This window comes from Chitinophaga alhagiae (genome assembly GCF_003568665.1).
Classification (GTDB): Bacteria; Bacteroidota; Bacteroidia; order Chitinophagales; family Chitinophagaceae; genus Chitinophaga; species Chitinophaga alhagiae.
Window position 1 is genome coordinate 1,009,535 of the sequence record NZ_QXMH01000001.1, and the last position, 25,602, is coordinate 1,035,136.

At 54.1% G+C, this 25,602-nt stretch carries 20 protein-coding genes; 16 read left to right on the forward strand and 4 right to left on the reverse strand.

Annotated elements, in window-relative coordinates:
- The first annotated feature begins 287 nt into the window (after positions 1-287).
- The 8 genes from D3A97_RS03865 (at position 288) to D3A97_RS03900 (ending at position 9,464) form a co-directional block, all read left to right on the forward strand.
- Positions 288-1,448: a hypothetical protein gene (locus D3A97_RS03865; protein ID WP_119076828.1), complete on the forward strand. Its 1,161-nt coding sequence runs from the start codon at positions 288-290 to the stop codon at positions 1,446-1,448.
- Between the two features lie 254 nt (positions 1,449-1,702).
- On the forward strand, positions 1,703-3,787 hold the full coding sequence (locus D3A97_RS03870; protein ID WP_119076831.1) for a DNA polymerase III subunit gamma/tau: 2,085 nt from the start codon (positions 1,703-1,705) through the stop codon (positions 3,785-3,787).
- Between the two features lie 105 nt (positions 3,788-3,892).
- Positions 3,893-5,545 carry a pyruvate dehydrogenase complex dihydrolipoamide acetyltransferase gene (locus D3A97_RS03875; protein ID WP_119076834.1) on the forward strand — a complete coding sequence of 551 codons (1,653 nt, stop codon included), beginning with the start codon at positions 3,893-3,895 and terminating at the stop codon, positions 5,543-5,545.
- 502 nt (positions 5,546-6,047) lie between these two features.
- Positions 6,048-6,428, forward strand: a complete 381-nt coding sequence (locus D3A97_RS03880; RefSeq protein WP_119076836.1) for a VOC family protein — start codon at positions 6,048-6,050, stop codon at positions 6,426-6,428.
- A gap of 69 nt (positions 6,429-6,497) precedes the next feature.
- Positions 6,498-7,004 (forward strand): GbsR/MarR family transcriptional regulator, encoded by a 507-nt coding sequence (locus tag D3A97_RS03885; RefSeq protein ID WP_119076838.1) that lies wholly within the window; start codon positions 6,498-6,500, stop codon positions 7,002-7,004.
- 78 nt (positions 7,005-7,082) lie between these two features.
- Complete coding sequence (locus tag D3A97_RS03890; protein WP_119076840.1) at positions 7,083-8,024, forward strand: TIGR01777 family oxidoreductase; 942 nt, start codon at positions 7,083-7,085, stop codon at positions 8,022-8,024.
- A 234-nt stretch (positions 8,025-8,258) separates the two neighbouring features.
- Positions 8,259-8,627, forward strand: a complete 369-nt coding sequence (locus D3A97_RS03895; RefSeq protein ID WP_119076842.1) for a CoA-binding protein — start codon at positions 8,259-8,261, stop codon at positions 8,625-8,627.
- 363 nt (positions 8,628-8,990) lie between these two features.
- A complete protein-coding gene (locus tag D3A97_RS03900) occupies positions 8,991-9,464 on the forward strand; it encodes a ribonuclease H-like YkuK family protein (protein ID WP_119076844.1) in 474 nt (157 codons plus the stop codon).
- On the opposite strand, the gene yihA is transcribed toward D3A97_RS03900, so the two are convergent.
- Positions 9,461-10,069 carry a ribosome biogenesis GTP-binding protein YihA/YsxC gene (yihA, locus tag D3A97_RS03905; RefSeq protein ID WP_119076846.1) on the reverse strand — a complete coding sequence of 203 codons (609 nt, stop codon included), beginning with the start codon at positions 10,067-10,069 and terminating at the stop codon, positions 9,461-9,463. The two genes, D3A97_RS03900 and yihA, sit on opposite strands and share 4 nt — an antisense overlap.
- 41 nt (positions 10,070-10,110) lie before the next feature.
- Between yihA and ubiE the strand changes: the two genes are divergently transcribed.
- The 5 genes from ubiE to D3A97_RS03930 all read left to right on the forward strand — a co-directional run bounded on the left by ubiE (position 10,111) and on the right by D3A97_RS03930 (position 16,087).
- Complete coding sequence (gene ubiE / locus D3A97_RS03910) at positions 10,111-10,854, forward strand: bifunctional demethylmenaquinone methyltransferase/2-methoxy-6-polyprenyl-1,4-benzoquinol methylase UbiE (protein WP_119076848.1); 744 nt, start codon at positions 10,111-10,113, stop codon at positions 10,852-10,854.
- Positions 10,827-11,525, forward strand: a complete 699-nt coding sequence (gene porT / locus D3A97_RS03915; protein WP_119076850.1) for a type IX secretion/gliding motility protein PorT/SprT — start codon at positions 10,827-10,829, stop codon at positions 11,523-11,525. Before ubiE ends, porT begins: the two co-directional genes overlap by 28 nt.
- An 18-nt stretch (positions 11,526-11,543) precedes the next feature.
- Positions 11,544-12,881, forward strand: coding sequence for a dihydroorotase (locus D3A97_RS03920; RefSeq protein ID WP_119076853.1), 1,338 nt, complete (start codon positions 11,544-11,546; stop codon positions 12,879-12,881).
- 116 nt (positions 12,882-12,997) lie between these two features.
- On the forward strand, positions 12,998-14,332 hold the full coding sequence (locus D3A97_RS03925) for a MutS-related protein (RefSeq protein WP_119076855.1): 1,335 nt from the start codon (positions 12,998-13,000) through the stop codon (positions 14,330-14,332).
- A 108-nt stretch (positions 14,333-14,440) separates the two neighbouring features.
- Positions 14,441-16,087, forward strand: coding sequence for a YifB family Mg chelatase-like AAA ATPase (locus D3A97_RS03930; protein ID WP_119076858.1), 1,647 nt, complete (start codon positions 14,441-14,443; stop codon positions 16,085-16,087).
- On the opposite strand, the gene fusA2 is transcribed toward D3A97_RS03930, so the two are convergent.
- A complete protein-coding gene (gene fusA2 / locus D3A97_RS03935; RefSeq protein WP_119076860.1) occupies positions 16,078-18,216 on the reverse strand; it encodes an elongation factor G2 in 2,139 nt (712 codons plus the stop codon). The genes D3A97_RS03930 and fusA2 overlap by 10 nt on opposite strands.
- A 291-nt stretch (positions 18,217-18,507) precedes the next feature.
- Between fusA2 and D3A97_RS03940 the strand changes: the two genes are divergently transcribed.
- The 3 genes from D3A97_RS03940 (at position 18,508) to D3A97_RS03950 (ending at position 22,412) form a co-directional block, all read left to right on the forward strand.
- The gene (locus D3A97_RS03940; RefSeq protein WP_119076862.1) at positions 18,508-20,304 is read left to right on the forward strand and encodes an ABC transporter ATP-binding protein; all 1,797 of its coding nucleotides are present in this window, start codon (positions 18,508-18,510) and stop codon (positions 20,302-20,304) included.
- Between the two features lie 107 nt (positions 20,305-20,411).
- Complete coding sequence (locus D3A97_RS03945; RefSeq protein ID WP_232825843.1) at positions 20,412-20,876, forward strand: DUF983 domain-containing protein; 465 nt, start codon at positions 20,412-20,414, stop codon at positions 20,874-20,876.
- Between the two features lie 336 nt (positions 20,877-21,212).
- On the forward strand, positions 21,213-22,412 hold the full coding sequence (locus D3A97_RS03950) for a YncE family protein (protein WP_119076866.1): 1,200 nt from the start codon (positions 21,213-21,215) through the stop codon (positions 22,410-22,412).
- A gap of 195 nt (positions 22,413-22,607) precedes the next feature.
- On the opposite strand, the gene D3A97_RS03955 is transcribed toward D3A97_RS03950, so the two are convergent.
- Positions 22,608-23,180 carry a hypothetical protein gene (locus D3A97_RS03955; RefSeq protein WP_119076869.1) on the reverse strand — a complete coding sequence of 191 codons (573 nt, stop codon included), beginning with the start codon at positions 23,178-23,180 and terminating at the stop codon, positions 22,608-22,610.
- A gap of 25 nt (positions 23,181-23,205) precedes the next feature.
- Positions 23,206-25,563: a TonB-dependent receptor gene (locus D3A97_RS03960; protein ID WP_119076872.1), complete on the reverse strand. Its 2,358-nt coding sequence runs from the start codon at positions 25,561-25,563 to the stop codon at positions 23,206-23,208.
- Between the last annotated feature and the right edge of the window lie 39 nt (positions 25,564-25,602).

Consider the following 25,602-nt stretch of genomic DNA (forward strand, 5'->3'; position numbering starts at 1 on the left):
CGTGTGTAATAGTTAAGTTATCAAAGGGTCAATTGAGCGCTGCGTCCGTTCTGCTGCTTCTATGGTTTCCTATCGGGATGCACGGGATCACTTTTTCCATAAAAAAATGAGGATTTTTTTTCAACTCCACGCGGAATCCTTTCATAAATATATACGCCGAAGACTAAACGAAATGTTAATTGTGACAGACTGCACGGGTCCTGGGATAAAAGGCTGAAAATGCCGGATTCTCTGCGCGAAATAATTAACGGAACAACATTAACTTTTATTTTTGTAAAATGCGCCCGATGCAATTAATTATTGTAGAAAATGAAAAAACCGCCCGGCAGTTCCTGGATGTGCATGTGGAGCTGAACCGGGGGCAAGACGGCTGGATACAGCCGCTGGACAAGGATATAGAAGAAGTTTTTGACCCTTCCAGGAACAAGGCCTTCCGTTCCGGGGAGTGCATCCGCTGGGTGATGACAGACGGGCAGGGCCGCCTTACCGGGCGCATTGCCGCCTTTGTGAACAAAAAATACCGCACCAAGGGAGACGATGTGCCCGTGGGCGGCGTCGGGTTCTTTGATTGTATTCATGACCAGGAAGCCGCTAACCTGCTTTTCAACACCGCCAAGGCCTGGCTGCTGGAAAGGGGCATGGGCGCCATGGACGGCCCCATCAACTTCGGGGACCGGGACCGCTGGTGGGGGCTGCAGGTGGAAGGGTACAAAAATCCGCCCTATGGCATGAGCTATAACCCGCCCTACTACCAGCAACTGTTTGAAAACTATGGTTTCAGGCTGTTTTTCAACCAGATCTGCTTTGCCCTGAACGTGCATGACCGGATACAGGATAAGTTCTATACCCGGCACGCCGCCCTGGCCGCAGACCCCGCCTATTCCGCCAGTCACATAAAAAAAGACAGGCTGGAGAAATTTGCGCAAGACTTTACCACCATTTACAACAAGGCATGGGCCGGCCACGGCGGCGGCAAGGAAATCACCAAAGAGCAGACCCTGGTGCTGTTCAAAAAGATGAAACCCGTGATGGACGAGAAGATTGTGTGGTTTGCCTATTATAATAACGAGCCTATTGCCTGCTGGCTGAACCTGCCGGAGCTGAACCAGTATTTTAAACATATGGGCGGCAAATTCGGCCTGTTGCAGAAACTGAAGTTCCTGTGGCTGAAAATGACCGGCTCCTGCCGCAAGTTCACGGGTATTGTGTTTGGCGTGGTGCCGGAGTTCCAGGCCAAAGGGGTGGACGCCTATATTATTGTTGAAGGCGGCAATATCATACAGGCCGAAAAGCTGTATGACGACTATGAAATGCAGTGGATCGGGGATTTTAACCCGAAAATGATCAATATAGCGGAAAGCCTGGGCACCTACCGCAGCCGGCGGCTGGTTACCTACCGCTACCTGTTTGACCGGGAAAAGGCCTTCAAAAGGCACCCGATGGTGTAGGGGGAGGTTACTATCCCAGCCTGTCTGACCGGGAAAAAGGAGCGTCCCAAAAGGTGGTCCAATGGTGCGGCCGCTGCCCCGACCGTTGAACAACAGCCTTGGTAATGGCCGGCCCGGGAAACCCTTCCGGTACCGCGCCGGCAAGCGGTAACGCCAGACCGGGGAGCCGGGCGCAACGCCCCGACCTGCGAAATCACTTTTTAGTTCCTACTTTTTGCGTTACTTTCGAACTTTGGAAAGGAGTCAGTCCCATCATGGAAAATTTTATTGTATCCGCCCGTAAGTACCGTCCGCAGAACTTCTCAACGGTAGTTGGGCAAGCTCATATCACCACAACGCTAAAAAATGCCATCCGCAACAACCAGCTGGCGCATGCCTTCCTGTTTTGCGGACCGCGGGGCGTTGGCAAAACCACCTGCGCGCGCATCCTGGCCAAAACCATCAACTGCGAGAACCTGCAGCCAGACGGGGAGGCCTGTAACGAATGTAATTCCTGCCGCACCTTCAACGAGGGCAGCTCTTTTAACATTCATGAGCTGGATGCGGCATCCAATAACTCGGTAGACGATATCCGCACCCTGGTAGACCAGGTGCGGTTTGCTCCCCAGGCCGGTAAATACAAGATCTATATCATAGATGAGGTGCACATGCTCAGCTCCTCGGCTTTCAACGCCTTTCTGAAAACGCTGGAAGAGCCGCCCTCCTATGCCATTTTTATACTGGCTACCACGGAAAAGCACAAGATCCTGCCTACCATCCTGAGCCGGTGCCAGATATTCGATTTCAAGCGCATCACCATACAGGATACGGTAGACCACCTGCAGGAAATTGTGAGCAAGGAAAGCATGACGGCGGAGGGAGACGCCCTGCACCTGATTGCCCAAAAAACAGACGGCTGCATGCGGGATTCCCTCAGCACGCTGGACAAAATTGTGAGCTTCACCGGCGGCAACCTCACCTACCAGAATACGCTGGAACACCTCAACATACTGGACTACGACTACTTCTTTAAAGTAATGGATGCCGTGCTGACGCAAGATGTGGCCAGCGCCCTGCTGATATTTGACGAGATCCTGCAGAAGGGTTTTGAGGGAGACAACTTCCTCGGCGGATGGGCGGAATTTCTCCGCAACCTGCTGGTATGTAAAGATGAGAAGGTACTGCACCTGATGGAGGTAAGCGCCAACCTGAAAGACCGCTACAAACAGATGAGCGGGCGGGTAAGCGCCGCTTACCTGGTTACAGCGCTGCAGCTCCTGAACGACACTGAAATTGGCTACCGCATGGCCCGCAACAAGCGCCTGCATGTGGAAATGGCCCTGATCAGGCTATGTTACCTGCAGCAGGCCGTTACCCTCGTCAGCAATGACCAGAGCGGCGAAGTGGTAAAAAAAAACCTGATCCCTGAAGGAGCCCCCCAACGCCTGCGGGCGCCCATGGCACAGCCCATTTACGGTAAACCCGCTACCAGCAAGAGTATTGCAGCAGAAACACCCAGGCTGACCATTGAGGTGGAGAAAGGAAAGCAGGCGGGATATTCCGCACCATCTGGCAATATACCGCAACCGGGCAACTATGCTGCAGCCGGCGCTCCGGTAACAGGCGCCGGTGCAGCGGGAACACCCCAGGCTACGGGTACACAGGGTGCAGGCACCGGTACAACAGGAACAACCCAGGCTACGGGTACACAGGGTGCAGGCACCGGTGCAACAGGAACAACCCAGGCTACGGGCACGCGTAGTACAGGCGCCGTTTCGCCAGCTACGGGCGCTGCCGGTTCAGGCACGGCACCCGCAACAGGCGGAGGCTATTCATCAGCCACTTCACCCGCCGCAGCCGGCAACACTGCCACCACCCCCCACACCAAACTTACCGGCCTGGCCGCCATGAAAGAGGCCCTGGCCGCCAAACAGCAGCATGACAACGCCGCGGCCGCGGCGGCCGTTACTGCCAGCATCCCCCTCACCGCCGGCGCGCTGGCCGTTTATTGGGAAGAGTTTATTGACCGCTTCCGCCAGGCCAATAAAATGACCGTGGTGGGTAACCTGCAACTGGCACAGATAGTGCTGCTGGGGCCCGAAGAAATAGGGCTCATCAGCCGTAACATTGTACAGTACCGGTTCATGGAAGAGGAAAAGCTGGAAATATCCGATTTCTTCAAAAGGAAATTCAGGAACAAAGATCTGGTGCTCACCCTCTCGCTGGACGAAAGCCAGCAGGAAGTAGCAGATACCGGCCCGGCACCGCTTTCGAGCCGGGAACAGTTTGCCCGCATGATTGAAAAATATCCGCTGGTGAAGGAGCTGAAAGACAGGCTGAACATGGAACTGGACTTTTAAGCGGTCCGTTTTTGATAATATCTATTTTTTAAACACCCTTCACCCGTATGCTTTGCGTTTTTGCGCAAAAACTTGTAGGTTTGGGCAAAATTTCGAAGAAACACTATGGCAGAAGTTATCAGAATGCCCCTTTTAAGCGATACCATGACGGAAGGGGTGATTGCGGAATGGCATAAGAAGGTAGGCGATACCGTTAAGTCAGACGATGTGATTGCGGAAGTGGAAACCGACAAGGCTACCATGGAAGTGATCGGCTACGTGGACGGAACGTTGTTATATATAGGTGTGGAGAAAGGAAAAGCCGCCAAGGTAAATGACATCATTGCCATTGTGGGTAAAGCCGGGGAAGACTACAAGCCGCTGCTGGAAGGCAACGGAAGCGCTGCCAAGGCAGCCGCCCCCACCGCAAAAGAGGCCCCGGCCAAAGAAGCCGCGCCCGCAGCAGAAGAAAAAACCGCCGTTGATAATGCCGCCCTGGAAAAAGCGCTGAAAGACGCTACGGTGATCCGTATGCCCTTGCTCAGTGATACCATGACGGAAGGCAAGATCGTGGCCTGGAATAAAAAAGTAGGCGATACCGTGAAAAGTGACGACGTGCTGGCAGAAGTGGAAACCGATAAGGCCACCATGGAAGTGATCGGCTACGCAGACGGTACCCTGCTGTACATTGGCGTTCCCGAAGGCGAAGCCGCCAAGGTGAACGGCATTATTGCCATAGTAGGTAAAAAAGAGGCCAATATAGAAGCCATCCTCGCCGCTGAAAAGGCAGGTGGCGCCGCTCCCAAGGCCGCAGCTCCTGAAGCAGCCGCTTCAGCGCCGGCGCAAGCCGCTCCCGCGGAAGCTCCCGCAGGCGCAGGCAGCACGGACGGGCGCGTGAAAGCCTCTCCGCTCGCCAAAAAACTGGCAGAGGAAAAAGGCATAGACATCAACCAGGTAACCGGTACCGGAGATGGCGGCCGCATCGTGAAAAAAGACATTGACAGCTTTGTACCCTCCAAAGCCGCTCCGGCCGCTGCTCCCGCAGCAGGTGCCCCCGCCGCCGCTCCACAGGTGGCGCCGTTTGCCCCGGCAGGCCAGGAAGGTTATACCGATACCCCTGTTTCCCAGATGCGGAAAGTGATCGCGCGCCGCCTCGGAGAAAGCAAGTTCAGCGCCCCGCACTTCTACCTTACCATGGAAATTAACATGGACAAGGCTATAGAAGCCCGCGAAGGCATCAACAAGGTATCTCCCGTAAAAGTTTCTTTCAACGATATGGTGATCAAGGCCTGCGCTATGGCCCTGCGCCTCCACCCGGATGTGAACAGCAGCTGGATGGGCGATTTCATCCGTCACAACCAGCATATCCATATTGGCTCCGCCGTTGCGGTAGACGAAGGGCTGATCGTTCCGGTGATCCGCTTTGCCGACCAGAAGAGCTTCTCCCAGATTGCCGCTGAAACCAAGGCATTGAATGATAAAGCCAAGAACAAAAAACTGCAGCCGCAGGAGTTTACCGGCAATACCTTCACCGTGTCCAACCTGGGCATGATGGGCATTGAACAGTTCACGGCCATTATCAACCCGCCTGATTCCGCCATTCTGGCTGTAGGTGGCATCAAGGAAACCGTAGTGGTGGAAAACGGCCAGTTCAAGGCCACCAACATCATGAAAGTGACCATGAGCTGCGACCACAGAACGGTAGACGGAGCTGTGGGCGCCCGTTTCCTCGTAACCCTGAAAGGTTTCCTGGAAAACCCGGTAACTATGTTTGTATAAGATCATTGCAACATATGCGTGAACGCCCCCGGATATGCCCGGGGGCGTTTTTATTTGGCAACGGGCGGGCGCAGGAACGCCCTGGTGGATCAAGGCATGCATGCCCGTGTAGGCCCCTGACCGGTGGCTGTCGGGTGCAGGAACGCGCTGGTGGATCAAGGCATGCATGCCCGTGTAGGCCCCTGACCGGTGGCTGTCGGGTGCAGGAACGCGCTGGTGGATCAAGGCATGCATGCCCGTGTAGGCCCCTGACCGGTGGCGGCCGGGTGCAGGAACGCGCTGGTGGATCAAGGCATGCATGCCCGTGTAGGCCCCTGACCGGTGGCGGCCGGGTGCAGGAACGCCCTGGTGGATCAAAGCATGCATGCCCGTGTAAGCCCCTGACCGGTGGCGGCCGGGCCTCCGTGCCCACCTACGGTTACGCCCCCACTGTTCTTAGAAAAATTCTAAAAATCCCACCATATTTTGGTAAATTTATATTCGTACCCCCAAACCTAACGCAATGCCGCACGCCAAAAACGCTATACACTGGTTTGAGATCCCTGTTATGAACTTTGAACGGGCCAGGCAGTTCTATAGCGCCATACTCCAGGCAGATATCCGCGAATATTTCCAGGGCGCAGACCGCCGGGGGCTACTGCAGTTTGATGCGGCCGAAGGCGGCGTAGGCGGGGCCATTGTACAGGGCCCCGATTTCCTGAGCAGCCAGCGGGGCTGCCTCGTTTACCTGTATTGCGGCACCGGCGTGGCCGGCGTGCTGGAACGCGTGGTGGCCGCGGGCGGGCGTATTGAACGGGAAGCGGCGCCCTTCCCCGATGCCGGCCGGTACGCCATCATCCTGGACAGCGAAGGCAACCGCGTAGCCCTCTACGGGGATGAATGACCGGATAATTTATCCGGTTTATATTTCAATAAGTTTTGAAAGTTCAAAAACATTCTATAGCTTTGGCATATGAAATTGTCAGAAGCCAAAGCACAATTCATCCAGGCATGGGGCCTGCTGGGCGCACAATGGGGCGTTAACCGCACCATGGCTCAGATACATGCCCTGCTGCTGATAGCCCCGGACCCCTTGAGTGCGGAAGAGATCATGGAAGCGTTGGACATATCCCGGGGCAATGCCAACATGAACGTGCGGGAGCTCATGAACTGGGGTATTGTGGAAAAAATACTGGTGCCGGGCGAAAGGAAAGAATTTTTCACCGCCGAAAAAGACATCTGGAAAGTAGGCATCGCCATTGCCCGGGAAAGGAAAAAAAGGGAGCTGGACCCCGTGCTCAAAGTGTTATTGCAGCTCAATAAAGTAGAAGGAGACCAAAAAGACAAACATGTAAAGGCCTTCCGCGAAACCATACAAAATATCCAGAAGTTCGCCAACCAGACAGACGCGGCCCTCAATGCCTTTATCAAATCCGAAGAGAACTGGTTTTACAGCACTTTGCTGAAAGTGATCCGCTAACAACGACGCCTTTCATCCATTGTTTTTTAACTGCCAATATGTTTCAATATTTTCTGAAAGTTCAAGAACACACTTGCCATGAAAAATAAAAAGATCGTGATTGCCGGCGGCAGCGGGTTTATCGGGGCCGGACTGATAGAACACTTCGGGCCGGAAAATACCATTGTGGTGTTGAGCCGCGCACCACGGGAGGGCCACGATGGCGTAAGGTATGTACAGTGGGACGGGGAAAACCCCGGCCCCTGGATGCAGGCGCTGGAAGGGGCGGACCTGCTGGTGAACCTGGCGGGCAAAAGCGTGAATTGCCGGTATAATGAAGCCAATAAAGCCGAAATCTTCGCCAGTCGACAGCAAAGCACCACCATACTGGGTGAGGCGGTCAAAACCCTGCAAAAGCCCCCTGCCCTCTGGATCAACGCGGCCTCTGCCACCATTTACCGCCATGCGGAAGACCGGCCTATGGACGAGCTCACCGGCGAGTTCCACAACGATTTTTCTGTACAGGTCTGCCAGCTTTGGGAAAAGACCTTTAACGATATCACCCTGCCGCATACACGTAAAGTTGTATTGCGCATAGCCATTACCCTGGGCAAAGGCGGCGTTATGGAGCCGTATCTCAATCTGGTGAAAACCGGCCTTGGCGGGTACCAGGGCAACGGCCGCCAGATGTACAGCTGGGTACATATCACAGACGTGGCCCGTATGATGGAATGGTTGTTTGAACACCCGGAATGCAGCGGCACCTATAACTGCGCCGCACCGGGCCCCGTTACCAACCGGGCGTTTATGGCCACCCTGCGCAAGGCTACCGGCCACCTGTTTGGCCTGCCCGCCCCGGCATGGATGCTGAAAATAGGCGCGGCGCTCATTGGCACGGAAACCGAACTGCTCCTGAAAAGCCGCTGGGTGCTGCCCACCCGCATCACGCAGGCCGGCTTCAAATTCCGGTACCCTCAGCTGGAGGGGGCGCTGGCCCAGATCATCAGCGGCCTGCCCCGCAGGCGTTACCACCTGTTTTGATGCACACGGCAAAAGAACTGGCAGCAGCCCCTTGCATTGCCACCCGTTCTAAAGCAACCGGGCAGGGGCGGATGCATAAGATCATCTGTAGACCACAATAGGCTCAGAAGCGTTTGCGGCCGCCACGCGGCCCAGTGCCATCCCACTAATAGCGGGACCTCCCCGCAACCGCTGCGCATTACTGCCAGTACGGCGCACTATAGCCGTTGGTATGTGTTTTGCTGCTGGAGTGTTATGAGCACACCTAAACTGACCGTGGTAATTGGCGCATCGGAAAACCCGCAGCGCTACAGCTTTCTGGCCGTGAACCGCCTGCGGGCCAACGGGCATCCTGTAGTGGCCATCGGGAAAAGGGCCGGCCAGATAGGGGATACGCCCGTCATCAAAGAGCACCCGCCCCTTGAGAACGTTGATACCGTTACGTTATACCTCAACCCCACGCTGCAGCAGGAATATTATGACTACATCCTGGGCCTGCAACCGAAACGCATCATCTTCAACCCCGGTACGGAAAATACCGAACTGATCGCCAAGGCCAGGGAGAACGGCATTGAGCCCAAAGAGGCCTGCACGCTGGTGCTGTTGAGCACGGGGCAGTATTGATCCCATGGCAGCTGCACCAGGCTGGCGCATAGCCTTGCGCCGTATACTTCCGCCTGACGTTATGCTTGGTTACCCGCCTCCCTGCCAACATCTTTTCATCCGTGCCTGATATGGCCTGCCGCCGGAAAACAGGGGCAGACAAGGCGGTACGGTCACCGGATGCCACGTGGCGGCGGCCGGCACAATTACATCATCCACATCATTTCCCCAAACCGGGCCAATGCTCCCCGCCCCTGCCGCAACTGCTGTAAAAAATCGTATATTCGGATAATATTGCATGCATCGTTGTTAACCTTTTTGGCATAAAGACCCATCAGACCGGATATCCGTTACCGTTAGTTTTTCACTTACAAACATCATCTCATGAAATGGAGAAGATTTAATGGCGATCCTATTCACCTGCCCATTAAGGAGGAAGTGCGGCATGCCATTGTCCGGGAAACCGGCCTTGGCAACCGCTTAAAAGTCTGCATCGGAACAGACTCCCAGGTTAAAGGGCCTGATACGGAATTTGCCACCGTCATCGTGTTCCTCCGCGAGGGGCACGGCGGGTTCATGTTCATTCACAATGAAAGGACCCGCGATGTGTATTCCATCAAAGAAAGAATGCTGGTGGAAGTAGCCAAAAGCATCGAGATCGCTTATGAGCTGTGCGACCTGTTCACGGAGTATGACGTGGATATGGAAGTGCATGCGGACATCAACACCAATCCGCAGTTCAAGAGCAACCTGGCGCTGCGCGAGGCCATGGGCTACATCCTGGGTATGGGCTTTGCTTTCAAGGCCAAACCGGAAGCCTTTGCCAGCAGCAGCTGTGCCAACAAAATAGTGAACTAGGCTATTCCGCGGAAGCGCGCGTTCATTTCCTCAATAAACGCCAGGATCTGGTCCCGGCCTGTTTTCTTTACGGTAGACGTAACGTAATTGGCGGGCAGGAACTGCCAGGTTTCGCGGAGCTTGTTCAAAAAAGCCTTCACATTCCGACTGGTTTCCAGTTGCGTGTTCTTGTCTGCCTTTGTGAACACCAGTTGAAAAGGTATCTGCCACTCCCCCAATTGATTAATAAACTCGATATCTATTTTCTGCGGCGTTAACCGGCTGTCTATCAGCACAAACACATTTACCAGGTTAGCGCGCTTGCGCAGATAGTTCTCTATCATCTGCTCCCAGCTTCTGCGCTGGCTTTGAGACACCTTCGCAAAACCATAGCCCGGCAAATCTACCAGGTACCACTCCTTGTTGATCAGGAAATGGTTGATCAACTGCGTTTTACCCGGCGTACCCGATGTTTTGGCCAGCTTTTGCTGGTTGGCCAGCATGTTGATCAGGCTGGATTTGCCCACGTTGGAACGGCCTATAAAGGCATATTCCGGTTTGTCTGCCACCGGGCATTTCTCCCAGTCTACATTACTGATCAGGTATTCTGCAGATTTGATCACCATAATTTTTCCATTTGCGGCCCCTCAACTACCTTTGCGGCACTATGGCCAGTAAAGATGTACAGAAGGTGGTCCCGTTTGAAGGGTCAAAATTAAGCAAGAAGGAGCAGATAGCCCACATGTTTGATGACATTGCAGGCCGGTACGATTTCCTGAACCGCTTTATGAGCCTTGGCATTGATGTTACCTGGCGCAAAAAAGCCCTGCGCATGCTGCGGTCCCTGCAACCCAAACAGATGCTGGATGTGGCCACAGGCACGGCAGATGTGGCCATTATGGCCCAGCGCATGCTGCAGCCTGACCATATTACCGGCATAGATATTTCCGAAGGCATGCTGGAGCTGGGCCGCATCAAAGTGACCAAAGCCGGTCTCGACGGCAAGATCACCCTGCAGCAGGGAGATAGCGAAACAATAAATTTTCCCGATGCAACGTTTGATGCCATAACGGCGGCTTTTGGCGTGCGGAACTTTGAAAACCTGGAAAAAGGGCTGTCTGAAATGTGCAGGGTGCTCAAACCCGGCGGGAAGGCGGTGATACTGGAGTTTTCCAACCCCACCAAGACGCCGGTGAAGCAATTATATAATTTTTATTTTCGTTATATTACTCCCTGGATCGGGAAATGGATCGCACGTAATAAAGCAGCCTACACCTACCTGCCAAGTTCCGTAAAGGCGTTCCCCCAGGGCCAGGCAATGTGCGATATTTTACACAAAGTTGGGTTTCAGGCTGTTACATGCAAAACGCTAACCTTCGGCATATGTTCCATTTATTGCGCTACCCGCTAGCGGGCGCATTGTTGCTCCTGCTCGGTGCGCTGCCTGCCAGGGCGCAGATCAATATGGAGGAACATGACCGCAAGCCTTACTATTTCGGCATCACCCTGGCCGCCAACCAGTCTTACCTCCGGTTGACCCATTCCGATATTTTCCTTCACCAGGATTCCATTATGGTAGCCGAGCCGCTGAAGACCGTGGGCTTTAACCTGGGCTTGCTGGCCAACCTGCGCCTCAGCAACCGTTTCGACCTCCGGGTAAACCCTCAGCTGCTGTTTGCCAACAAAAACCTCTTTTTCAAGGAAAACTACCCCAAAAGGGATACGGAAAAGAAAGTGGAATCCATTGTAGTGAGCTTTCCCCTGCAGATCAAATTCAAGTCAGACCGCATCAACAACATGCGCGTATACACCATAGCGGGCATGAAGGTAGACCATGACCTGGCCTCCAACAAAAGCTCCCGCAAGGCGGAAGACCTGGTAAAGATCAACAAGACCACCTACGGGTACGAACTGGGGGCGGGATTCGAATTTTATTTCCAATCCTTTATTTTTACCCCCGAGTTCAAGATCAGCAGCGGCCTCAACAATGTACACGTGAAAGACCCCAACCTCCGCTACTCCAATGTGATAGACCAGTTGCAATCCCGCATGATCGTCTTTTCCATCCATCTGCAAGGGTAAAGTTCTTACCTTTGCGCCATGCAAAATATCATCCTCCGCAATATAGCCGTAGTGAATGAAGGCCGCACCAGGGTGCAGGACGTGCTCATCCGCAACGGCCGCATCGAAAAGATAGCGCCGCAGATCAATGCCGAAGGCCGGGAAATAAACGGGGAAGGGAAACACCTGCTCCCCGGTGTGATAGATGACCAGGTACATTTCCGGGAACCGGGCCTTACCCACAAAGCCACCATAGCCACAGAAGCCCGCGCCGCCGTGGCAGGAGGTACCACCAGCTTCATGGAAATGCCCAACACCAAACCGGAAGCCGTTACCCAGGAAAGGCTGGAAGAAAAATACAGCATTGCAGCCGCCGGCTCCCTCGCCAACTATTCGTTCTTCATGGGCGTATCTAATGATAACGCGGAAGAAGTGCTGAAAACCAATGCCAAAAAAGACCGCGTATGCGGGGTAAAAATATTCATGGGATCTTCTACCGGCAACATGCTGGTAGACAACTATCTCACCCTCGAAAAAATATTCTCCGGAACGGAATTGCTTATTGCCACGCACTGCGAAGATGAGAAGATCATCCGCGCCAACATGGAACAGTTCAAACAGGAAAAAGGCGATGCCCTCACCGCGGCAGACCATCCCCTCATCCGCAATGAGGAAGCCTGCTTTGAATCTTCGCTGGTGGCCATCCAGTTTGCCAAAAAACACAATTCCCGCCTGCACATCCTCCACATTTCCACGGAAAAGGAACTGCAGCTGTTCGGCAACCTGCTGCCCCTGGAGGAAAAAAGGATCACGGCGGAAGTATGCGTACACCACCTCTGGTTTACCGCAGATGACTATACGAAATACGGCAACCTCATCAAATGCAACCCGGCCATTAAAGCGCCCCATCACCGGGAAGCGCTCTGGAAGGGCCTGCTGGATGACCGGCTGGACATTATTGCCACAGACCACGCCCCTCATACCTGGGACGAGAAACAACAAGCCTACTTGCAGGCGCCCTCCGGCGTACCGCTGGTACAGCATAGCCTGCTAATGATGCTGGAACAGGTGAAGGCCGGCCGCTTCTCCATCGAAAAAATGGTGCAGAAAATGAGCCACGCCCCGGCGGATTGCTTCCGCGTGAAAGAAAGAGGCTACCTGCGCGAAGGGTACTTTGCAGATGCCGTGATCGTAGACCTGGCCGCCTCCAGCACAGTTAACAAGAACAATATCTACTACAAATGCGGCTGGAGCCCCTTTGAAGGCCACACCTTCCCCGCGGCGGTTACCCATACCTTCGTAAACGGCCACCTGGCCTACGAAAACGGGCAATTCAATGAAAACCAATTAGGGCAGCGCCTCCTGTTCAACGCATAAATTTTTATACGGCAGGGAAAAATTACCCTGCCGTATAAAAATTTGTATGGAAATTTTACTATCCTGCATCTACCTCCGTAATACGATTCACCGTAAATTCATATAAATTTCTGCGAATGGAGCTGGATAAAACAACCTATCTCGACCTTTCTATCTTCAACCGTGAAGACGAATATTCCCTGTTCCATAAACTGGATTTCACCACCACCTCCGGCGGCCGCGAGTACCTGCGCACGCTCTTCAGCAACCCGTTGAAAGACATTGCCGCCATCCACAACCGCCAGCAAATGCTGCAATACCTGCTTGACCATGAGGCCGCCTGGCCCCCCATGATCTCCAACGGTACTATTGTGGTGGTGGAAAACTACCTGAACGCGGAAATAGAGCCCATCTCCACTTCAGAAGGCCCGGGCCTTTACCTGAACGCGGTGATCACCAAAACCATTTATGCGCCGGATTTCGGGTTCATCAAATTCTCCTTTGACCAGATCATCAACCTCATCAACGGCTTCACCCACCTCACCCAAACCGTGAACGTTGAGGAAGCGCCCTCCATCCTTCGTTCCATACTGGAAAGGGCCAGGGTGCTGATACAGCACAAAGAGTTCCAGGATGTGGTAGCACTGAAGGCTACGGGCCGCTTTAATTTTGTACAGATACTCCGGTACGATAAACTCATCCGCAACCGTCACAAAAAGGCGCTGTGGGAGCTTACGGAACTTTATACCCGGCTGGACGCCTACCACAGCATGGCCATGGCCATGCGCCATTTTTCGCTCAACTTTCCTGTTTTCTCCGAAGAGAACAAACCTCACATCGCCATCAAACAACTATACCACCTCATACTGCCGCAGCCAGTGGCGTACGATGTGGCCATGGACCCGCACCGCCACTTCATTTTCCTGACAGGCGCCAACATGGCCGGTAAAACCACGTTCATCAAGGCCGTAGGCATCTCCGTATTCCTGGCCCACCTGGGCCTGGGCGTACCCGCCAGGGAAATGCAGCTCAGTTTCTTCCACGGCATTCTCAGCAATATTGACGTGAAAGACAATATTTTCAAGGGTGAAAGTTATTTCTACAACGAAGTGCAGCGCATCAAAAACACCATCATCAAGATCAGCGACCGTAAGAACTGGCTGATACTGATAGATGAAATGTTCAAGGGCACCAACGTGGAAGACGCCAAGAACTGCTCCCTGGCCGTTATCCGCGGCCTGCTGCATAATCACCAGTGCCTCTACATCCTCTCCACCCACCTGTACGAAATTGCGGAAGAGCTGCAGCAGGAAGACCAGATCATTTTCAAATACTTCCAGTCTGAAGTGATAGATGATAATCTCCGTTTTACGTATGAACTGAAGGAAGGCATTGCGAAAGAAAAGCTGGGTTACCTGATCTTGAAAAAAGAAAAAGTGATTGAGCTGCTGGAGAATATGAAAGGAAATTGACGGCCCGGATAAGGGGCACAAACAGCATTGCGGCGTATCTTGCCCAAAAGACCGTTAACGGATAAAAGGAAGTTTACTTATCTTCGAAATAACCATTGTTTGTTAAACATGCTCACTAAAGTATTCGGAAGCGCCGTGCATGGCGTGGAAGCTATCACCATCACTATTGAGGTCAATGTAGGCCAGGGCACCAAATTCTTCCTGGTGGGCCTGCCGGACAATGCGGTAAAAGAAAGCGCCTACCGCATAGAGACCGTTATCAAAAACACCGGCTTCAAAATGCCCCGGCTGCGAACAGTGGTCAACATGGCCCCGGCAGACATCCGCAAGGCAGGCGCGGCTTACGACCTGCCCATTACCATGGGCATCCTCGCCGCTTCAAAGCAGGTGGTATACACCCGCCCTCCGGAGGCGTACATCATGATGGGCGAACTGTCCCTGGACGGTTCCCTCCGCCCCGTGAGGGGCGCGCTTTCCATGGCATTGCAGGCAAAGAAGGAAGGGTTCAGGGGCATTATACTGCCATATCAGAACGTGCAGGAGGCGGCCATGGTAGAGGGTCTGGAGGTGTTTGGCGCGAGGCATTGCAGCGAGGTGACAGATTTTCTGCAGGGCAAGGATACGCTTCAGCCGCAGCCGGCAGGCGAGAGATCTGATGCGGATCTTTCAGAGATAGAAGGACAGCAAATCCCATCCGCAGTGTACGCACAGGCAAGGGCAGGAGAAAGTTCAGGGATGCGTCCATATGGACTAGCCAGCGCAGCGTTTGACATGGATTTTAATGAAGTAAAAGGCCAGCATTTTATTAAAAGGGCCATGGAGATAGCTGCCGCCGGAGGGCACAACCTTATATTGATAGGGCCGCCCGGTGCGGGCAAAACAATGCTGGCCAAACGCCTTCCTACTATATTGCCGCCTCTGACGCTCGAAGAAGCGCTGGAAAGTACAAAAATACATTCAGTGGCCGGAAAACTGCCCGGAGGCGCCGGCATCATTACAAGCCCGCCCTTTCGTTCTCCTCATCATACTATCAGTGATATTGCACTGGCTGGCGGCGGCAGTATGCCGGTGCCGGGAGAAATTTCATTGGCCCACCACGGCGTATTGCTCCTTGACGAGCTTCCCGAGTTCAAACGTTCAGTGCTTGAAGCGCTGAGGCAGCCCATGGAAGAACGGAAGATCACCATTTCAAGGGCCCGGTTCTCTGTTGATTTTCCGGCTGCATTTACACTGATCGCTTCCATGAACCCCTGCCCCTGCGGATACTTCAATCACCCGGAAAAAGATTGTTCATGCCCGCCCGGCATTGTTCAAAAATACCTTAACAAAATATCCGGCCCGCTGCTGGACCGTATCGACCTTCATGTGGAAGTCACCCCTGTACCGCCCGGTGACATAGCCCGTACACCAGCATCTCCGGAAGAACCCAGCCAGCTCATTCGTGAGCGGGTCATCGCAGCACGCGCTATTCAAATTCAGCGTTTCAGCGAAGATCCGCATCGTGTTCACTGCAATGCGCAAATGAGCAACCGCCTGCTTCAGCAACACTGCCGCCTCCCCCACGCCGCTCAAACCCTGCTGGAAAACGCCATGAAGCGCCTGCAGCTTTCCGCGCGGGCGTATGACCGCATCCTGAAAGTGGGCCGCACCATTGCAGACCTGGCCGGCCGCGCGGATATCAACACGGAACACATTGCGGAGGCAATACAGTTCAGAACGCTGGACCGGGGCAACTGGGGCCGCTTTCAATGCTGACCGTTCTGCTGCTCCACCTTTTTGTAGTCTTCACTGAGTTTTTTCTGCACATCAGACGGCACGGGCGCATACTCGGCAAACACCGCCTTCACTTTGGCCTTGCCCTGGGTTACGTTGCGGAGGGCGGCAAATAGTTTGTCCAGCTCGGCCTGCGGGGTTTTGGCCTTGATCACCTGGCTGGCCTTGCCGCTGTCCATGCCCGTGATCACGCTGCGGTGGGTTTGCAGCTCGCTCATGATGTCTCCCATCATCACGTCCGGCGCGGTGGCCTCCAGGTCGTACACCGGCTCCAGCAACTGCGGGGCCGCCTGGTGAAAGGCGTCGCGGAAGGCCATCATCCCGGCTATCTTGAAAGAAATATCGTTGCTGTCTACCGGGTGCATCTTGCCGTCATACACGCTCACGCGCACATCGCGCACATAGGAGCCGGTAAGCGGGCCTTCCTGCATTTTTTCCATCACGCCTTTGAGAATGGAAGGCAGAAAACGGGCATCTATGGCGCCGCCCACTATGCAGTTGTTGAACACCAGCTTGCCGCCCCAGTTCAGGGCTATTTCTTCCGTTTCGCGCACGGGAAATTCCTTGCTCACGGGCATCCCGTCGTAGTAAGGCTCAATTTTCATGAACACTTCCCCGAACTGGCCCGCGCCGCCGGACTGTTTTTTGTGCCGGTAAGAGGCCATGGCGGGTTTCTGGATGGTTTCGCGGTAAGGGATGCGGGCGGGCAGGTACTCCACCTGCATGTTGTAAATGTTTTCCAGCCGCCATTTGGTAACCGCCAGGTGCAACTCTCCCTGCCCGTGCAGGATGACCTGTTTCAGTTCCCGGTTGTATTCTATCTCCAGCGTAGGGTCTTCCATGTGGATCTCGGACAGCACTTCGCCCAGCTTTTCATCATCTCCTTTATTCTTCGCCACTATAGCCACTCTGACCTTGGGCGGCGGAAAGTGGATGGGGTCTATTTGCGCGGTAAAGTTCTTTTCATTGAGGGTATGATTGGTAAAGGTGTTTTTGAGTTTGAGCGTGCAGCCAATATCTCCCGAGCGGAGGCGCTCCACCGGCTGCCGGTTCTTTCCGTCTGCAATGAAGAGCTGGTTGAGGCGTTCGGTGGTGTTGCCTTTTTCGTTGACCAGCTCCTGCCCTGTTTTCAGCTCCCCGCTCATCACCTTGAAAAAGGAAAGTTTGCCGATGTGCGGTTCCAGCAGGGTCTTGAAAACGAACAGGCAGGTAGGGCCGGCGGGGTCACAGGCCACTTCCTTGCCATCTTCCGTTTGTTCCGGCGGCATTTCCACGGCGGAGGGCGCTACATTGTCAATAAAGCCCATCAGGCGGCCGCTGCCCATGTTGTTGCGGGCGCTGAGGCAGAAAAGGGGGAACACCTGGTGTTTCATCATGCCAATTTTCAATCCCTTCCGCAGTTCGTCCTCATCCAGGCTGCCTTTCTCAAAGAACAGCTCCATAAGGGCGTCATCGTTCTCCGCCGCTTTCTCTACCAGCTCGTTGTGCAGGGCATCCGCCTGCTCTTTCTCTTCCGCGGGTATAGGCAGCTTTTCCGGCTTGCCGCCACCGGCCGGGAAGCGGTACATGGTCATTTTCAGCAGGTCTATGATGGCGTTGAAACCGGGGCCCTGGTTCACCGGGTATTGCATCACGGTAACGGCGTTACCGAAAAATTGCCTGGCCTGCTCCAGCACCTGCTGGTAGTTGGCATTCTCATGGTCCAGGTGGTTGATGGCCAGAATGGTTGGTTTATTGTAGCGGTCTACGTAGTCCCAGATCAGTTCCGTGCCTACTTCCACCCCGTTGTAAGCGTGCAGCAGCATAACGGCCGTGTCGCAAACGCGGATGGAAGACACCAGCTCCCCCGCAAAGTCTTCCAGCCCCGGGGTATCTATGATATTGATCTTGTAATCCCGCCATTCCGTATGCAGGGTAGTGGCGTAAACGGAATTGCCTCTTTCGTGCTCTACTTCGTGATAGTCAGACACCGTGTTCATTTCTTCCACGGCGCCCCGTTTACTGATGATGCCGGCCTCGAACAGCATGTCCTCGGCCAGCGTTGTTTTGCCGCTCTTGGCAGCGCCAATGAGCACAACGTTTTTCAGGTGTTTTTCATCATACATTTTCATACGGCAGGCATTTTTAGCGTAGTGAGCAATGCCGGGTTATGGCGTATGACCGGTCAGGGGGCGAAGTATCAGTTTTCCAGGCTTATAACGTGCTGCTTATATTTCCCGGCTTGTACTATTAAATTACGCAATTTTTAGGGTAAATACCGTGATAAGTGCAGCTTAAAATTGATGTTCCAACATCATTACAGGCCCATTTTCCCCTACCTTTGCCGCATAACCCGGGGCCGCTGTGTTTCTCCTGCATTGGAAACTACAATGCCATGCCCCCAAAAGACCACTTATATACGCATGAAATTATTATTGAAATACCTCCGGAACTATAAATGGCTGATAGCGCTGGCCTTGTTGCTGGCTACCGTAAACCAGGTGTTTTCCCTGATGGACCCCTGGATATTCGGGAAAATAGTGGACCAGTTTGCGGCCCATCCCCGTTCATTCAACAAAGCGGGCGAAGCCATAGCGCCCCGCAGCGAGAACCAGTACCTGTACGGCGTGTTACTGCTGTTGCTGGCCTCTATTGGCGTAGCCATGGTATCCCGCATTGCCAAGGCCTTCCAGGACTATTTTGTAAGCGCCGTTACCCAGAAGCTGGGCGCGCAGATGTATACGGACGGGCTGCGCCATTCCATGCGCCTGCCTTACCAGGAGTTTGAAGACCAGCGCTCCGGGGAAACGCTGGCCATACTGCAAAAGGTGCGGCTCGACTCTGAAAAGTTCATTTCCCAGTTCATCAACATCCTGTTCACCACGCTGGTGGGCGTGGTGTTCGTAATGGTATTCGCCTACCGCGTACACTGGTCGCTGGTGTTCGTATACTTTGGCGGCTGCGTGCTGCTGGGCTGGCTGATGAACGTGCTGAGCAGAAAGATCAAGTTCATACAAAAGAGCATTGTAAAGGAAACCACGGTGCTGGCCGGCGCCACTACAGAATCCCTGCGCAACATTGAGCTGGTCAAAAGCCTGGGCCTCACCAACCAGGAAATACGCCGGCTGAACACCAATACCATGAAAATATTGCTGCTGGAGCTGAAGAAGGTACGCAGCGTGCGCAGCATTGCCTTTGTACAGGGCACTTTTGTGAACCTGCTGCGCTCCAGCATCCTCTTTCTGCTGCTGTACCTGGTATACCGGGATACGGCCACGCTGGGGCAGATATTCACCCTGCAACTGTATTCCTTCTTCCTCTTCGGGCCTTTGCAGGAGCTGGGCAATATCATACTGGCTTACCGCGAAGCGGAGGTATCGCTGGGCAATTTTGAGCGCATCCTGCAAACACCGGTAGAAGAAACGCCGCAAGACCCGCCAAAGCTCTCCGGCATCCGGCAGTTGCGGTTCGACCAGGTGAGCTTCAAACATCTTACGGCGCTGAACAAGGCGCTTGACGATATCAGCTTTGATGTGAAAATAGGCGAGACCATTGCCTTTGTAGGCCCCTCCGGCAGCGGGAAGACCACGCTGGTAAAACTGCTGGTAGGCCTGTACAAGCCCGGCGAAGGCAGCATCCTGTACAACGGTATGAACGCCTCAGACATTGATATTGAAGAACTGCGCCACCAGATAGGGTTTGTTACGCAAGACACGCAGCTGTTCTCCGGCACCATCCGGGAAAACCTGCTGTTCGTCAACCCCGGGGCCACGGAAGAGGAGCTGATGAGCGCCCTGCAGCGGGCCGCCTGCTACAGCCTGCTGGCGCGGGCGGAAAAGGGAATAGACACGGTGATAGGCGAAGGCGGCATCAAAATATCTGGCGGGGAAAAACAACGCCTTTCCATTGCCCGCGCATTGCTGCGGCAGCCGCGCCTGCTGGTGTTCGATGAGGCTACTTCCGCGCTGGACTCCATCACGGAAGAAGAGATCACCCAAACCGTGCGGAACGTGACCTCCAGCAAAGAGCATATTACGGTGATGATCGCGCACCGCCTGTCTACCATCATGCACGCAGACCGCATTTACGTGCTGGAAAAAGGCCGCATTGTGGAAACCGGGGCCCACCATGCCCTGCTGGAAGAAAAGGGGCTGTACTACGCCATGTGGCGCCAGCAGATAGGAGAACGCAAATCCCAGGAAAGCGTACTGCCCGCATAGCCAGGGAATGGGAAGCACCATGGCGCATAAAGCCGGCCCGGGTCAAAGGAAAACACAAAAACCGTACTGCCCGCATAGCCGGAGGAAATTTGTAAATTCGCGGCATCATGGCTAAAAGACCGAATTACATCCGCAGCCTGCTCAAAATGAAATGCCTCCGTTGCAGGAGGGGTAACATGTACCGTACAAAAAACCCCTTCCACTGGCGTTTTTCAAAGATATTCGACATGTATGAGCGCTGCCCTGTCTGCAACCAACAATACGAGCTGGAAACAGGCTTCTGGTTCGGCACCGGCTACGTCAGCTACGCGCTGGCCATAGCCCTGTCTGTTTTTAACCTGGTCTGGTACTGGCTGCTCTTCGGCCTTTCCTGGGCAGATAACAGCATATTCTACTGGCTGGGGGTGAACGGGGTGATACTGCTGGTACTGCAGCCCTGGCTGATGCGCATTTCGCGCACCATCTACCTGTATTTCTTCGTGTATTACGATGAAGAGACGGAGCGCCTGCCGGACACGGTTCATAAGCATGGTGAACACTCCTCTCCGCATCCGGCAGGGCATTCACATTAAAAAGACACCAAGACGTTATTTGTTTATCAAGGGCCGTAAAAACGGCCCTTTTTGCTTTTCATCCAAAATCTGAGCAGTATGTCAGATCATCTTTAGTGCATTTTAATATGTTGAAACCGGTTTCCCGGTTAACGGTGCAATAACTAACAAATATAATTTTTCTCCTTTACTTTTTGTCCCCCTGTTTATGTAAGCGGTTGTGAAACCGCCCCTTCCCGCATGAATTTGTTATGACCGGTACACCCTGCCTTAACAAGCAGCGGAAAACAATATTTGCATCGTTGTTGCAAATGTATAAATTTGCAACTTCGTTGCACTTCTAAAACACCCTTTTATATGAAAAAAATCCTGATCCCCGGCTTAGTGCTGGCCATGGTGGCAACCGGCTGCCGCAAAAACGACAAACCAGCAGCCCCGCTGCAGCCTGAAGCATCTTACCTGCGGCTGGTGGTGTCTGATGTAGACAAGGCCCAGATCACCGTACTGGAACCGTTAACGAAAAAAACCACGGTGTACCCCGTCAAGGCCGCGCAGCCTACCCTGTATGCCACCAGCACCGGCCAGTTTGCGGCCATTCTCAGCCGGGCGGCCAACACGGTGGAGTTCTTTAATTCCGGCATTGAAAAACATGGCGGGCACCTGCATGTACACAGCCCCGAAATGGCCGCCCAGCAGTTCACAGAAGCAGGCCCCACCCACTTTTTTGCGCATAATGGCCTCAACGCCATTTTTAACGACGGCACGGGCAGCCTCAGCCTGTTCAAAGACAGCGAGCTGGAAAACGGAGACGGGAAAGTATTGCCGGTAGCCGCTCCGCACCATGGCGCCATGGTGATCTTTGACGATCAGACCATTGCCGTTACCCAGAAAGATGGCTCCGTAACCGGTACCCTGCCTGAAAAAGTGAAGATCATAGACCGCTTTGGCGCCGTGCTGCATGAAGGCACTATTGCCACCCAGGGCATCCACGGCGATGCGGGCAACGGCAAGCTGGCCGCCTTTGGCAGCCCTGACGGGGTGTTGATAGTGGAGCCAGGCGGCAAACAGTCCCTCATTCCTTATCCGGCAGATTTCGGTACGGCCTGGATAGGTACCGTGCTGGGCAACAAGGCGCTGCCCCACTTTTTCGGCTACCTGGCCCTGGGCCTGTACAAAATAGACCCGGCCACGCAAAAGATCACCCTGGTGCTGAAAAACGAGAACAGCAACATTCACCAGTACATGCTGGATGAAAACGGCCGCCACCTGTATGTGCTGCTGACAAACGGCACTGTCAAAATATTTGACGCATCTACCGCCCAGTTGAAAAAAGAGGGCAAAATTGCGCCTGCTATTCCGGCCGGGGCCGCCGCCGCCCAGAAGCCTTACTTCGGGGTATCCCGCAAATGCATTTATGTAACGGACCAGGCCGGCGGCGCCGTCAAAATGTTTGACGCGGCTACCCTGAAAGAGATCAGCTCCATCCCGGTAGGCAACAAACCGTTCAAATTGCTGGTTATTGGCGACCAGGAAGGCCTGGAGGTGGACGAACACTAGTACCTGCCGCCAACCATGCAAGAGGCCGGTCCAAAAGACCGGCCTCTTATTTGTTTGTGACAATACTATTTTAACAGCGCCTGCCGCCTTTTATCCTTCGCTTCTCCTTCGCTTCTCGTTCGCTTCACGTTCGCTTGAGGTTCGGTCAGGGACTAATGTTAAAAAAGTATCACTTTGCAGGGCTTTCAGGGAAAATTACTTGATCTCCAACGGGAACTCCGTTTGCACATCCGTACTGCCCGGGCCATAGCTGCCGTTCTTGTTATCTGGCTGGTGGCGTACCACCATACGCAGAAAACCGGTAAATGCGCCTTTGGTGGCCACATTCACTTCCAGCCCTATGGGCAGGTTATTGGCATCCTTGTCAAGCGGGGTAACCGTGGCCACGGTGCCTAAAGAATCAGCCACGTTGGCGTTGGCCTGGCTGAAAAACAGGTGGAACAGGCGGTGCTCGTCCCCTTCTTCTTCTATTTCATGCGTAATAGTGTCTGCCGGGTTCTTGCGTTCGTCAAACAGCTCTGTGGAAAGGTGATAGGTAGTATTGGCCTTCAGCACTATCTTGTCTATCACCGGGTTGCCGCCGGTCAGGTCTTTCCAGTTGGCCACCACTTTTTCCGCTGCGTTGGCGGCGTTGGTGAACGTCAGTTTCACCGTTGTAATTTCTTCGTTGGCATTCTCATTCGGTTTTTCATTTTTCTCTTTTTTGCAAGCGGCCAATACCAGTGCGGCAGCGGCGGCAAACAAGGTCAGTCGGAGGTTCTTTTTCATGTTTTTTTCTGTTATAATGTTTTTATTAGGATGCTTTTTTCCCGAACAGGAGCGGCATCTTTACTTTGACGTATATGTTCCTGCCCGGCTCGTCCGCGAAGTAGCGGAAGAAGTTCAGGTAATCCCGGTAGCGTGCGTTCAGCAGGTTGGCGGCGCCTACAATGAAGGATACCGGCTGCTGCCCGAAATGCACGGTACTGCCCGCTTCCAGGCCCAGCAACGTATACCCGGAGGGCGGCGCTACCAGGTCTTGCCCTCGGGGATCGTTTTTATTGTCCGGGTTGGCGGGGGTACGCGTCTGCTGTAGCACATTGCTAACGGTAACGGATATATAATTTTCCCGGAGCGCCTTGTAGTTGCCCGGTGAAAAGCTCAGCTCATTCTCAAACCGGTCTGCCGGCATGTTGATGAGCCAGTCTTTTTCCGTTTCGTTATACGCCCGCAGTATGGAGGCTTTGGAAGTGAGCTGCCATTTGGGGAGGAACTGCCAGCGCAACTGTGCGTCCACTCCTTTCATGCTCACGTCCGCCTGGCGGTAGAACGTATATGGGAACGCGCCGCGGATGGTCACTACAATACTGTCTGTGGGCTGCTGAAAAATGAAATTGCGGATGTAATTGTAATAGATATTCACATCTGCCTCCAGCTTGTCACTGATATCATAATGCAGGGTAGTGTTGAACTTTGCTGCGTTCTCGGCTTTGAGGTACGGGTCTCCGTCTACATACAAAGCAGCGCCGTGGTGCAGGCCGCTGGCATACAGTTCGTTCACCCCGGGCGGGCGCCAGGCCCGCGCGGCGTTTACCGATACATGAAAGTTGTCTGTAACGCGGTATTGCGCCCCCAGTGAGCCGGAAATGCTGGCATAGTCCTGCTCCGGGTAGTTAATGCTCCCTGCATTGTCCCCGATATTGTAGTACTGCTTGTTATCGTACCGGATGCCGCCCTCCACCAGCCATTTCTGGTTGGCGCTTTCCCATTTCTCCGTCCAGAAGGCCCCCCATTGCAGGCTTTCATAGTTCGGGATGAACAGCCTGCTGCGGTAGCTGTTCTGCTGGTAGGTACCGGTGGCGCCGATGGTGCCGCGCAGGCCTTTCCAGCTGAAATGGTCCCACAGCAGCTCACCGTTGTAAGTAGTGAGGTTGAGGTTCATCTGGTTCACGGAAAGCGCCGAGTTGCGGTCCAGCTCATCGCGGTAATTGAACTGGCGGGCCAGCACCAGGTTGAGGCGGCCGGCCTTGCCGGTGTTCAGGTAACTTTTTACTTTGAACAGCTCATGCTCCACATGCTGGTACGGCCGGTCTATTTTGTAGGTAAACCCTTCCGTATATTCCGGCAGCGGGCGCTGTTGCTGAATAACCTGCTCCAGGTCTTCGCGGTTGCCGATGTGTGAGCCCTCAAACACGCCCAGGTTGGTATTGAACTGGCTATAGAACAGCTCCACGCCGTACGTTGGTTTTTTCCAGCCCACAGCGCCGGAAAAGTTGTACTCTTCCACACCGGTATTATCCAGCCAGTAGTCTGGCGTTTTCACGTTACCACCCTTGCGGAGCGTACCCTGCAGCCGCCAGCTGAGCGCGGGCAGTTTGGGCACCTGCTGCTCAATAATGGCTGATACGGCGCCCAGCCTGTTATTGGAAAAACCGGCCAGGTTCAACTCACCGCCCAGGCCCGGTTTCACCGGCAGCGCCTTGGGCTCTACCAGTACCACGCCGCCAATAGCATCTCCGCCATAGCGCAGCGCTCCCGCGCCTTTGATCACTACCATTTTATTGGCCAGGAAGGGATCTACCTCCGGGGCATGTTCGGAGCCCCACTGCTGGCCCTCCTGGCGGATGCCATTGTTGAGGATGAGCACACGGTTGCTGTGCAGCCCGTTGATCACGGGTTTGGATACATTAGGGCCGGTGGTCATGGAGGTAACGCCGTTTACTTTTTTCAGCGCTTCGCCCAGGGTGAGGCCACGCGTCTTTTCCAGTTCCCTGCCGCTGAGAGATTCTACCGGGGCGGTGGTCACTTCCTTGGCGGCATGGCCGGTTACCGCTACCTCCTGCAGCTGCGTAACACTGTGCGGCAGGGAAATATTGCGGCGCTCGTCCGCGCTCACCTGCCAGGCCACTTCTACCGGCAGGCAGCCGATGTGGCTGATGTGAACGGTATAAAAGCCGGGGCACAGGCCTTCCAGCCGGTAAACACCTTTATCGTCACTTTTCACCGCCATGCCGTTTTCCTTTACCAGGATGGTAGCGCCCGGCAGGGGCTGTTTGGTTTCGCTGTCTGTTACCGTACCGCTGAGGCGGATGGTACATTGCGCACTGGCCGCCGCTGCAAATAACAATTGCAGTAAAAACCCGGTCAATGCGAATTTTCTAATCATTTGCATGTGAACAGAAGATCGTTGGCAGCACTATGCCGCCACATA